Source organism: Pseudoalteromonas sp. J010 (assembly GCF_003934235.1).
Taxonomy (GTDB): domain Bacteria; phylum Pseudomonadota; class Gammaproteobacteria; order Enterobacterales; family Alteromonadaceae; genus Pseudoalteromonas; species Pseudoalteromonas peptidolytica.
This window is the reverse complement of record NZ_RDBW01000007.1, coordinates 43,279-56,972: the sequence shown is the minus strand read 5'-3', so window position 1 is coordinate 56,972 and position 13,694 is coordinate 43,279. Positions and strand designations below refer to the sequence as shown.

At 46.7% G+C, this 13,694-nt stretch carries 3 protein-coding genes; all 3 read right to left on the bottom strand.

What is annotated here, in order from left to right; genetic code table 11:
• Nucleotides 1-81 precede the first annotated feature (81 nt).
• A complete protein-coding gene (locus tag EAG18_RS05160; protein ID WP_125251334.1) occupies nucleotides 82-3,192 on the bottom strand; it encodes an amino acid adenylation domain-containing protein in 3,111 nt (1,036 codons plus the stop codon).
• Nucleotides 3,193-3,207: 15 nt separating this feature from the next.
• Nucleotides 3,208-4,269 carry a TauD/TfdA family dioxygenase gene (locus tag EAG18_RS05155; RefSeq protein ID WP_125251333.1) on the bottom strand — a complete coding sequence of 354 codons (1,062 nt, stop codon included), beginning with the start codon at nucleotides 4,267-4,269 and terminating at the stop codon, nucleotides 3,208-3,210.
• 241 nt (nucleotides 4,270-4,510) lie between these two features.
• Nucleotides 4,511-13,594, bottom strand: coding sequence for a non-ribosomal peptide synthetase (locus EAG18_RS05150; RefSeq protein WP_125251332.1), 9,084 nt, complete (start codon nucleotides 13,592-13,594; stop codon nucleotides 4,511-4,513).
• Nucleotides 13,595-13,694 lie beyond the last annotated feature (100 nt).

The window sequence follows — 13,694 nt, the reverse complement described above, 5'->3', positions numbered from 1 at the left end:
TCACCTCAAAATAGACCTCTTAATTAAGATAATTGGTATTATCGTCTCAAAATTATCTTGGGTTATCCCTTACCCTGATACCTATGTGGCTTTCAGACCCATTTTTTCGCGCAATGCCGCCTGCTGTTCTGGCGTCAGTGTCGCCAACTTAATTTGCGTCAATGCTAATTTCTCCAATCTAGACGGATCACCACTTAAGTTATTTAGTGCTTGGGCCAAAGATTGAATGCTTGGGTTATCAAACACAACGCCCGGTTCAATATTCAATAAGAGTAATTTCTTTATGCGTGTAGCAAACTTGATAGCAGACAGAGAGTGCCCACCTAAATCGAAGAAACTGGCATCACAACTTACTCTTTCTACCTCTAAAATATCCGCCAACGTGGACGCAAGTAAGGTTTCTAATTGACTGCTAGGCGCAACATAAGTAGATAAAGTCAGCTCTGCAATTTTAGGCAAACTTTGACGATCTACTTTACCGTTAGCAAGCAGCGGTAACTCTGTCACACTGACAAAGAAAGCTGGCACCATGGCATCTGGCAATACATCGCGTAACTGCGTCTGTAACGTAAGGTTTTCCTCTCCAGTTAACAGCTCATTTACTACGGTTTGTTTATCTAAATACTGAGTTAAGAAGGCAACCAAAACAGCTTCATTGCCATACTGTTGTACCGCCACAAAACAATCTACGTTGTCTAAGTGCTGTGTAATAGCCAGTGCCACTTCATTGGGCTCTACTCTAAAGCCACGGATCTGCACTTGGTCATCCTTACGACCAGATAAACTAATAGAGCCATCAGGTAAATAACGAGCTACGTCACCTGTACGGTAAAGGCGCTCAGACCATTGACTGTTATCGACAAAAACACCGCTGGAATCAGCATTAATGTATCCTGCTGACAATTGCTTACCCGCAATACATAATTCGCCTTGCTCACCAGTTGCACACAAGCCATCTTGTGGAGTTAAGATAAAGATTTGTGAGCCAGAAAAGACTTGGCTAAGTCTTGGCACTGCGGCATCAAAGCGTGCATTGTTTTCATATGAGTGTGACATCACACCCACAGTGGCTTCTGTCGGCCCATAGTGGTTAAACACCTGTGTTTGCGGCGCTAACTTATGTACCTTTTGAATTAATGCAGGCTTGGCCGCCTCGCCACCTAAGATCAGCTTAGTTGGCAGACTGGCTGGCATGACTTCCAATAATGCTTGTAAATGAGAAGGCACTATCTTGACGCAATCGACCGCGTGCTCGGCCACAAAGCGACCAAATGCGTCGCCATCGAGCATTTGCTGCTCACTGGCAACAATAAGCGTGGCACCATTATAAAAAGCATTGAATAGCGTAGTATTACCAATGTCTGCGGCAACGGTAGAGGTGAGACCAAAGCGCTGGTTTTGCTGTAGCTCAAGTGCGTGTGAAGACGCAGTACAGTATTGTGCAAGTTGTTGATGTGCAATAGGCACACCTTTTGGCACTCCCGTGGAACCAGAAGTAAACAATACATAAGCGATGTCTGCTAACTGATACTCAGGTAGCACACTACTGTCTAACTCTAGCTGTTGCGCCTCTAGTAGCCACTGCTCAACATTATGCTCATCTATATGAAGCATTGCACCAGACGCGTCCATCACACGCTGTTTGCGCGGCTCTGGCCAACTTGGGTCAATTGGGCAATATGCTGCACCGGCACGCATCACCGCCAGTAACATCACCACTTGCTGCCAACTGCGAGGTAGCGATAACAGCACGACACAGCCTTGCTTTACTCCATGGGCTTGTAAAGCTTGCGCTGTCTTATTGACCAAAATAGCAAGTTGGCTGTAGTTAAGTGAGTGTGCAGCATCTACCAATGCAATGTGCTCACTTTTAGCGTCTGCAAAATATTCAAGTTGTGCCAGCACGTGGGTAGCAGTTAGCCCTTGATCTGCATTTAACGCGAGAAAACGCTGCTGTTCTTGCGCAGTAACAAGGGTAATATCAGCCACGGCTGTTGCCAAATATTGCGGGGCTTGTGCCAATAAATGAACAAATTGCTGTAACAAGATATTTGCGGCTTGATGTGAATAAGCTGAGCTATTAAATTGCAGTCGCACCCTGTCATCGGCAATAGTTAAGGATAATTCTGCGTTATCGGCAATCGCGACGGTTGCTTCTGCACTCACTACCTCTGATGCAAAGTGTGCAACTACACTACTATTGGCAAGCGCTTCAGGGCGCTCAAAACATTCCGCCCACTCCATGTGCTGAGACAAGGTAAAGGCAAACTGATTAATCCACTCTGCTAATACCTGCTGTTTAGCTTGTGGTACTTGAACCGGTAATGCCTGCGTATACACACCAAGCGCATCAGCCAACTCTTCGCTCATTTGGCGCGGATCATAACCTACACTGGTCACAAAGCTTTGCCCTGAAACACGCGCTAGTAGTAACCACCATAATGATAAGTATATGCTTTGTGCATCTACCTCTAATTGTGCGCTAAGCGCTGTGATCGCTTCTGTCGTAGACTCAGCTAATGCTTCATCAACGCACTGTAGGTTTTGTAACGCCCCTTGCTCTGGCGCTTTGTGATACGGTAATGCAAAGTGATTTTTTGCATTATTAAGCTGGCTAATATACTGCTGCCAATAAGCTTTACCTTGAAGTGAATCTTCGCTGCTAGTCAGCTCTTCAAGCCACGCGAGAAAATCAGGGTATTGGACACTTTCTTCAACAGCTAAATTAAGATCTAACAAGCGCTGTGCAATTTTCTCTGTACTGGCCAAATCAACGCATAGCGCATGGGTACGCACCAACAGGTATGCTTCATCCTGGTGGCTAATTTTGACCACTTGTAAATTTTGACCCGCAGCAGGGTTCAAAGACACAGGTTGCAAGCTATCAAGTGTTGCTAAGTTAATGCTGGCATCGGCTTCCAACGTCATGGTGGCAATGACGGGCTTGGTACTTAAGTGAGGTACCTGTCTTAAACCACGAAAGCCTGACACCTCGCTAAACGTAAAGCTCAAAATGATATTGTCATCAATGATTTCATTAAGTCTAGCTTGGAGATGTTCTGTGCTGTGTTGCTCTGACATGCGCGCCAGCACGCTATTATATGCCAATGGCTCCAGTGTATTACCTAGACATTGCTGCTGCTCACTCAATGACAGGCCTTGTGGRTAAGCAGAGATATATTCTTGGATCATGATATGCACTACCTTTTACTGTGCTTGATTTGCTTGTTTTAGATCTTGTTGCGTATAGATATCACCCATAGCAACTACAATTTTCCTTGGACCCTCAAATGGATCTCTGGCATGTGCAGCGAGCATATTATCCAGCATCACTACGTCACCTTGCTGCCACTCAAAACGCACCGCACATGTTTCATATGCAGCACCAATAATGGCCATCTCTTCATCACTAATAGCAGAGCCGTCACCAAAATACACGTGTCGAGGCAAACGCTGCTCTCCCACTAACTCGATCAAACTCTCTTTGACTTCCGGCTCTAGACAGGCAATATGATGCAGTTGCACTTGATTGAAAAACGACCTTTCCTTTGTCACTGGGTGAACAATAACGCCATGGGTTTTGGTTTTTGTTTGGAGGCCGTCATTCTCTAGCCATTGATATTCAATATTTGCTGCATTCAGCCTCGCTTCCACTTCAGTTTTACTGTCAGTTTTGTAGAAATGCTGCCAGCTTACGTCAACACTCTTATGGAAATTACGTAGGTACAGCAAGCCTTTTTCTTCTATTTTTTGCACCAATTCACTGGGCAAAACTGATAACATTCGACGACAATCTACTATGGGTGTCGTACCGCCAACAGGAGAAGGTAATTCACAGAAAAACCACTGTTTACGCGGCCACTGCTCTAGATGTGAACTTTCATTATGATAAAGGATCATTTTGTTTTCAGGATAAGGCGTAGACTTATAAGTCTTTTTACCACCCTCTTTTTTAGGCAGATCGCCATAGTTGCCATATAAGCCTGGCTGAATTGCATTGGCAAACTGCTCAAATTCCTGTGGGGTCTTTAACCCAAAGCCACGGAAAACCAAGCCCGCATACTTAAGTAAGTTGCTTTCTATAAAGTCTCGATTTGTTTCAGCCCACACATACGGGTCTAAATCTTTACTGGTTGGCTGGATAACGGCTGGAAACCCTTGCGCACCTTTGAAGAATGTTGTTGAAGTTGCGGCTTGAGTAGCGCTAGCCGTGGGTTTTACCCCTTTTTTAAGAGATGAAAATTTACCTTTTCGCACAGTGGACGTCATCGTTTTCTCCTGTCATAGACTCATACCAATCCGCGGTAATGCTCTATCGGACCTCCAATAGATCATCGCCCTGCTACCTTGAGTTGGTCTGCTTAGCGATATGACGTGGCAAGTCGTACTTTCTTTACTACAAAGTCGAAGATTTACTTGATTTGAATCAATAAAGAGACGCTCAATGCGTCTCTTTATTGTTGAATAAATGAAGGGAGTTCAGCGCTGGCTTAAGTCGCACTCGGATTGACTACTTCTTAAACTTAGCAAATTTGCTGGACTTAAACTTGCTTTGACCAGCCTGCTTTGGCGTGTGTGGTTTCAATGTCGCAATGCCAACTGTTGGGCTTTCCACCAGCTGAGTTAACAATTGCATCCACCTATCAAGTGCGACTTGGATTTTATCACGGCGATATAGCGCCGTTTTAAAGTAACAGCGACCATGATAAGCCTGCTCTTGCGCATCAATAAAAATTGCCGAGTCAAATTTACTTGACGTATCCACCGAAGCGACCCCTTCCATTTCCAGCCCATCGATAGGCCAATCTGGTTTTGGCGTATTTTGCATAACGAAAAGCTGCTGGAATAACGGTGACAAGCCCGCTGTTCTTTGCGCGCCTACCTCATTTATCACGCTATCTAGTGTAAGCAGCTGATTACTTTGAACATCCAATAGCGTTTGCTGAACCTGTTCACATAGCTGGGTGAACCCGACTGCGCCATTAAGACGAACTCGTAGCGGCAAGACACGGATAAAATATCCGATCAGAGGTTCAAGATCCGCATGTTCTCGACCTGATAGATCCGTACCTAATACCATGTCTTGCTGCCCTGTTGTTTCAAACAGCCAAGCAGCATAACTTGCCAATAGCACGCTAAACACAGAGCATTGTTGTTGCTGCGCAAGTTGCTCAATGGCCTCTCGAGTTGTTGCCGCAATCTGAAAATCTATTACATCGCCTTGCGTATCGGTGCGCTCAGGACGTGGAGAATGTAACGGGATCACGCTTTGCGCTGGAGCATCTGCAAGCTTCGTACGCCAAAACTGAGCAACATCCTTTGCTTCTTGGCTTGCTAAACGCTGCTGTTGCCACTGTGCATAGTCACCATATTGCACTTGCAGTGGCGGCAGTTGGGCTTGGCGCTGCTCAATTTGTGCCAAATAAAATTCACCGACCTGATGTACCAAGTTCCCCATAGACCAACCATCACTCACTATGTGGTGCATATTAATGGTAAGTTGATAGTGCTCAGGTGCAATTTCAACCAACAATACACGCAATAACACATCCTCAGCTAAATTAAATGGTGTCACCTCAAAATGCTCACGGAGCTTCGCAGCTGCTGCAGTGTTTTGCGCTAAGTCATCATCAAGTTGAACATACTGCCACTGTAATTCATTGTCCTCACTGTACACCGCGACCACGTCACCTTCTTGTTCAACAAAGCGATAACTAAACGTACTGTGGTAAGCCAGTAACTGCGCAAAAGCGCACTGTAAGCTGTGGGGTTCAAGTGCTCCAAAGAGATTAACACTTGTGGTGATGTTATACGCGGCTCGGTCTTTTGCTTCACTCAGTTTGTCAGTGACCCATAAACTGCGCTGCTCTGCTGATACCGGTATTTGCTGAGCGAATGGCTGCGCTTGCAAAGTAATGCCGCGGTTATCATCTGTGCTTTGTCGCTGTGCTGTGATGTATTGAGCCAGCGCACTAAACTCACTATGCTCAAAAATATCTCTAACTTTCAACTGTAAGCCAAACGTTTGGTTGATTTGTGACGTCAATCGCATCGCTAAAATGGAGTCGCCACCGTCATAAAAGAACTGGCTATGCGGTGTTGCGTCAACACCCAGTAATGTTTTCCATATTACGCTAAGCTGGCGCGCCTGTGCGTTCATCTCTTGATGCTTAGTCTCCGCTTTGGGTAGCGTCGGCTGTGGCAACGCATTGACATCGACCTTACCATTGATGGTCAATGGCAATTGCGTCAATGTTAGCCAATGGGCAGGCTGCATATAATCGGGTAGCTGCTGCTGTGCACATGTTTGCAGCGCAGCCAGATCCACATTCTCACCGATCACATAGGCTATCAACTGCGCTCCTTGCTCGGTGTGCTGTAACCGTACCAGTACGCTACTTATCTCCGCCATCGCCATAATGCGTTTTTCTATCTCAGCTAATTCAATCCGATAGCCACGCACTTTTACCTGCTGATCTGCACGACCTTGATACACAAGCTGCCCTTGTTCATTAAAGCGCACCAAATCGCCAGTACGATATAAACGTTCTCCTTTGTCACTAAATGGATTAGCAATAAATCGCTCAGCCGTCAGGTCAGCACGGCCAAAATAACCCTGCGCCAAAGTACCTGCAATATATAGCTCACCGACTCCACCAGCAGGTACTAGGTTAAGTTCTTCAGTTAACACATAAGCATGACGATGCCCAACCACCGCCCCTATGGGCACATATAAGCTGTCTATTTCAACCTTATGATCATCTTGCCAGATAGTCGGTGTGATCACGGTTTCTGTCGGGCCGTAGGCATTAATGAAACGTGTCTGAGGCGCGCGCTTACGCCATTGCAATAACTCTTTTGTTGGCCAAGCTTCCCCTCCTACAATACATAGACGAACGCCATCCAGATGGGGCAAGTGCTGTAAATAAGCACGAGGTAAATCAACAATATTAATTTGATTCGCCACAACCAACTCGCTGCATTGTTCCGGGAGTAATGCTTTACCATTCACCATCGTCAGCTTCGCACCGGTCAATAAGGGGACGAACACTTGCTCAAGCCCAGCGTCAAAGCCCAATGACGCAAATGCCAATGCGTGATCTTCAGTACCATAGTGATACGCATCTGCAATCGCCAAACAGTGACTTAATAGTGCACCTCGTGTCACCGCCACCCCTTTTGGCTTGCCTGTAGAGCCAGACGTAAACACCAAATAAGCGAGCTGCTGAGGGTCAAATGTTGGTCGCTGCAATGACTGTTCATCCACCTCACTTATCAGACATTGAAGCGATATTTGCTGCATTGTACAGTGCGTTAGCGCACGCTCTTGGTGCAGTACCAATTGCGGTGTACTTAGCGCAAGTATGTCATTTAAACGCGATTCTGGTGAGTCTACATCAAGCGGCACATAGACAGCGCCTAGCTGCCAAATCGCAAGAATACAAGCCAACGTATCCAGTCCTGTACGCATATAAAGCGCAACGCGCTGTTGACTGGTTACACCCTGTAATTGCAAGCCAACTGCAATTTTTTCACTGCGTGCCAATAGCGCTTGATAACTTTGAGACTGCGCTTCACAAAAGAGTCGAGCGGTATCCTGATGTACGCTTGCCTGCTGATATAGACACGCCAATATGTCCTGCTGCTGCGCTACACCATGGTATTTTGTTGCGCCCAGTTCAATCAGTGAAGCGCTCTGTGCATCACTGAGACCTGTAATATGCGCCACAGGCTGTGTAACCTGCTCTTGTAATTGCGAGATTATCAATAAGAAGCGTGCGAGTAATTGTTCGGCATCTGCATCACTTAAGGCTGCTTGCTGATAATGGAATGCGATGTCCACCGTTTCTTGCTGCGAAATGGAAACCGTGAGTGGATAATCGGTTTCTTCTCGGCTGGCCAGTAACTCAAATTGCGTAGTAGCTTTATCGGCTTGCTGAAGCGCTTCAGCAATTGGGTAATTTTCAAATACCACTAGTGTGTCAAATAACCCATTTGGACAATCTATTCCCCCTTCTCGGGCCCATTTTTGCACCTCGCTAAGAGGTGTATATTCATGCTCACGAGCCCGCAGACTTTGGCGCTGTAGTTGCTGCAACCATGTTGCCACATTGACCTCAGGACTCACGGTGACAATGGTCGGTAGGGTATTAATAAACAAGCCAAGCATGCTGTCACTGTGAGCAAGTTCTGGTGGTCTTCCTGACGTTACTGAGCCAAAGCACACAGCTTGGTGTCCTATGCTGGCTTTCAACACCAATGACCATGCTGCTTGAATTAAGGTGTTTACCGTAATTTGCTGGCTACGACAAAACGAGACAAGATGTTCGGTCTGCTCAGGTGCCATGACCCAACGGGTATGTCCCGCACCATTTTGCGACGTCTGTTGCGTGTTTTGTTGCGCAAACAAAGTACAAGGCTCATCTAATTGGCGCAGCTGTTGCTGCCAATAATCACGATTTTGAGTGTGATCTTGCGCCTGTAAAAAACCAATATACTGCTCATACTGACCTGTCGCAGGCATTAACGTGTGGTCTTGATATACACTTAATAATTCACCCATCATGCGCGAGGCACTCCAACCATCGGTGAAAAGGTGATGGTTTGTCCATATCACGCGGTGTTGGTGCGTATTTAGCTTGATGATAAGCACGCGGTTAAAGCCTATATCTTTATCCAAATCAAAACCCAATAACACCTGCTGCTTGGCAAGTTGTTCAAGTTTCGCTTCTACATCGCCGCCCTCAAAGGACCAATCCAGTGCTGTGATGTCTGCCGCATGCGTATGTACTACATACTGATGCGCTGGGCTTTCTTTGGTGAGTAACCCCGTTCTCAGCACTTCATGGCGATCCGTAACATGCTGCCATGCTTCGCTAAACGCCACTACATCTAGGCCTGTAACCGCAAACTGCATTTGGTTCACATACGCACTGTTGTCGCTGTATTGAGCATGAAAAAGCATACCTTCTTGCATCGCAGAAAGCGGATACACTTTACTTATCTGTGTCGCGTCTAATTGTCTTAGGGTATCTTTTGGTAATTGGGCTAGGGGTACATCTGAGGCACTGAATGTGGCCGTTGTCGACGCACAATGCGCCACTAACTCTTCCAAGCATTGCTGGAATAACTGAGTGAACGCCTCAATAGTGTCTCTACTCAATCGCGTAGCGACGAAACTGGTGCGTATTTGTAATTGCCCACCTAAGACTTGGGCTTGTATCGACAACTCACTTGTAACCGTTGCGGCATGATTGGTACTCGCACCACTGTCTTCACGCGCAGGCTGCCATATACCATCACTGCTAAAGTTATTGTCGAGTTGCCCAAGATAGTTAAACTCAATATCTGCCAATTCTGGTGCGCTACTTGTCGGTTTCGCGCTGTTATATTTGAGAGCGCCATAGCCAATGCCTTTGTTTGGGATAGCACGCAGCATTTCTTTGGTCGCAAGAATGGTTTCTTGCCAGTTATCTTGGCGTGATAATTTCAGCGGGAACATCGCCGTAAACCACCCTATGGTGCGACTCAAATCAATAGATGGCTGCCAAGGTTCGCGACCATGCCCTTCTAGATGCAGCACATATTCATCCGCCCCTAACCAGCGGTAAAGTGCTTCACTCAGTGCACTTAACAATAAGTCGTTGACTTGCGTGCGGTATGGTCGGCTAGCTTGTGTCAGCAACTGTGTTGTCAGTGCTTGTGGACAATACAGCTCAACGGTAGCTAACTCAGTTTCTGCTGCACTGGCAGTTTTATCTTGATACGGCAACGGCAATCTGGCGGCGGTTTGTGCTTGCCAAAACTCAGCTTCATCAGCAAAGTGCGCATCGTATTGCTGCAAGGCTTCAGCCCACTTTTTGACACTGCTGGATTTAGCAATTGGCTGCCACGTCTTACCAGCAATAAGCTGCTCATACCCTGCTGCCAAATCATCCAGTAAAATTCGCCATGACACGCCATCAATCACCAAATGATGTACAACCAGTAAGACGCGGTAACTACCATCTGCCACTTGCATCACCGCGACCCGCATCACTGGCCCATTTTGAATATCCAAACTACGTTGAATATCGTCTGCCAGCGCGGTTATCTGGGCGTTTTCAACTTCATGTAATGTAAATATCTGCGCCAACATTGACGCACTATATTCAGTAAAAGACTGCTGCCAGTTGCCTTCACTATCGCGGCAAAAGCGCAGCCTTAAGGCATCATGATGTTGCACTAATTGTGTGACCACTTGTTGTAGCGCTGAACAGTCTATCGTTTGCGATACATGCAGCATCACGGCTTGGTTATAGTAGTTTGGAGCGTGTCCACGCTGCGCGAAAAAAGCCTGCTGAATAGGCAGCAGAGGGGCACTACCGGCAACATGCTCGACCTCACTGCTATTGACCTCTTCCAATCGCGTGGCCAAAGGTGCAATCGCCATAATAGTTTGCGCTTCAAAAACATCCGCTGGCTTGATTTCCCATCCAGCTTGTCGGCTTAGTGACACCATTTGCAGGCAAATAATAGAGTCACCACCTAAGGCAAAAAAGTTATCATCACGACCAACTTGCTCAACGCTAAATAACTTACACCAAATCTCAGCGATCAATGTTTCCACTTCACCAATACATGCTGTTATTTGTGTCTCCTGCGGTGATGCCGCTGGGGTTGGCAAGGCAGCTCTGTCGACCTTGCCATTGGCGTTAAGCGGTAGGCTGTCCAAAAGCATAAATACTGAAGGCACCATATATTCTGGCAGTATAGTTCGAGTATCTGCTTGAATATCATGTACATCACGGGTTGAACATAGGTAGGCTAGCAACCGGGTCGACTCTGCGTGTTGCTGTGCAATCACAGCAACATCATTGACGCCTTCGATTGCACGTAACTTAAGCTCAACCTCTTCAACTTCAACACGGAAGCCGCGAATTTTAACTTGGTTGTCTACTCGACCGATAAACTCAAGTTGCGCTTGAGCATTCCATCTCACTAAATCACCGGTGCGATATAGACGTTGACCACTATCGCTAAACGGATCAGCGACAAAGCTCGCCGCAGTTTGTCCTGGGCGTCTTAAATAACCTTGCGCTAAAATTTCACCACCAATATACAACTCGCCAACCTGCCCATGTGGCAACAGATTGAGCTGTTCATCTAGCACATACAGTTGCCGTTCAGCAATCGCGCTACCTATGGGAACAGAGTTGATACGCTCAACATCCAGTGCACTACAGTCAAAAATAGCCGCTTCAACTACGATTTCTGTCGGGCCATAAGTATTGACCAACTTCACCTTTTCAAGCCCTGCTGCTCGCCATGCACTAATGGCCTGTTTTGACATGGCTTCACCGCCTGAGTGCACTTGCCTAAGCGCGGGTAATTGCCATTGATGCTTTGGCATTAAATACGACCAATCTTCGGCAATTTGTCGCCAATAGGCCGCACTTAAGTCCATCACACTAATACTGTGCTTGCTGGCTTGCTCATACAGGGTTTGCGCGTCCCACAACGTGTCATCTCGCATCACTAAAGCGGCACCGACAACCAAAGTAGGAAAAACTTGCTCTACAAACGCATCAAAATTTGCTGTTGCAAACTGTAATACGACATCATGTTGGGTAAGCGAAATGAAATCCGCTGCGGTAAAAATATAACGGCTCAGCGCCCCATGTGGCACCGCCACCCCTTTGGCTTTTCCTGTCGAGCCTGAGGTATAATTTAGATACGCAATATGCTCAGGATGTACAGCAAGCGCGGCGTCTTGCTGGCACCAAACAGATAAGTCTGGGCATATTAATTCAGCCTCTGCAATCACCGCGCATGAAGACGCAGGCAATTGCTCACCGACGATGAGCGCACACTGACTATCTTCTATCATGTGCGTGAGCTTGTCTTGTGGCAACTTAGGATCAAGGGGTAAATACGCCACACCTGATTTAAAGCACGCCAACAAGCTAGCAATCAAATATGGGGTACGTGGCAAGGCTATACCAACCACCTCTCCCTCTTTGACATGATGACGTTGTAGTTGTGCTGCAATATAATTACTGTGCGCCTCTAACCATTGATAATCATAGTGGCGGTCTTGGAAGATAAGCGCAGTGTCCGTCGGTGAACTAAGCGCTTGCTGGCGAACTAACTCATGCGTTAATCGCGTTTCTGGTGCTAGCTTTTTACCTTTACTCGCGCGGCTTTCAGGTAGATACGCAGGCTGGTTTTCGTAGGCGACATCAAGCCAATTCCCGATTTTCTCAGCATCATGCCCAAGTGCCAGTGTCAGTAGTTGGCAAAACTCTCGTTGCAGCACTTCAATGTATGGTGTATCAAACTGTGCGCAATCGTATTCTATCTCACAGACAACACTCGTTTCACTGGTTTGTGCCGATAGCGCAATCGCAAATTTACTCTGCATACTGCCACCTGCTACTGGAGCGAGTGAGAAATCTCCAAAGTCGAGCTGCCCTTGTAATTGCGGCTGACAATCAAACCCAACTTGAAAAAAGCCACCTTGGCGCAGATCGCCGCGATGCTCAGGTAACACCGACAACACGTATTCAAACGGTACATCACTGTATTGTGTACAAGTCAGTGCATGACGCTGTATTTGTTTTACCGTTTCTATAAAGGAGCGTCCACAATGCGCTTCGCAGCGATAAGCCTGTGTGGTGATAAAGCAGCCAACAATATCTTGCACCTGCTCTTCTGAGCGACCCGCATTTGGCACGCCCACTACAAACTGCTCATTACCATGATGACGCGATAGCAATAGTTGCCATGTTGCCAATAAAGAGGCAAATGGCGTGACCTGATTGCGCTTGCAAAAGTCGTTAAGGCTGGCACATAAAGGCGCTGAAAGCGTAAACTGCTGACGCCCACCTACCGACTTCAACTTAGTGGTGGTTGTGTGCTGCTGATGCAAGCGTAAGGGTTGTCGCGGCGCTTCAAGGTATTGCTGCCAAAATGCCACCGCAGGATGCTGTTGTGATAACGCGTGACGCTGCCAATGTGCAAAGTCAAGGTAGCGCAGCGCTGGCATTGAGAGTGCCAGCCCCCGATACGCACTTTTTAAATCCGCTAAAATTAGATTATTAGACCACCCATCTGACACGAGGTGATGATAGCTCAGCGCTAATATTTGCTTTTGTTCAGCACAGGTGATGAGCTGTGCTTTGAGTTGTGGTGCCTGTGATAAGTCTTTTGCTGCTAACAGCCACTGATTTAATGTTTCGTTGGCAAGGTAGTCGGCTCTTGTCATGTCACTTTGTACTTGCGCTAAAGAAAAGCTGACCTCATCAAGCTCGACCTGAGTTGGGGTATCATCAGAGGTGACAAATTGCGTTCTAAATACTCCGTGATTGGCAATAACAACCTGCAGTGCTTGCTCTAGTTTACTTGGATCAATCTGCCCCGTTACTGCAAAAACCACAGGCATCAAGTAGCTGGTGTTTGACTCATCAAGTGCTTGCAGTGTCCATAGCTGCTGCTGTAAGTATGACAAAGGGGCGGTATTGCCGGATATACGAGGGATCCCATCAGACGGGTCCTGCTCCAGTAGTAAACTCAATATATCGCTATCAATATCCGCTAAAAAATCATCTTGCATATTTACACCATGCCTATCTTCAAAGTTGACACCGCGAGGCGGCCAAAGTATCAGTAAGACGGTACAAGGCTGTTGAAATTTACTTTTTGATCATAAAAGC

What these genes read in the sequence shown, in the direction of transcription:
- EAG18_RS05150 (WP_125251332.1), bottom strand. Translation starts at nt 13,594, where the DNA reads ATGCAAGATGATTTTTTAGCGGATATTGATAGCGATATATTGAGTTTA.
- EAG18_RS05155 (WP_125251333.1), bottom strand. Translation starts at nt 4,269, where the DNA reads ATGACGTCCACTGTGCGAAAAGGTAAATTTTCATCTCTTAAAAAAGGG.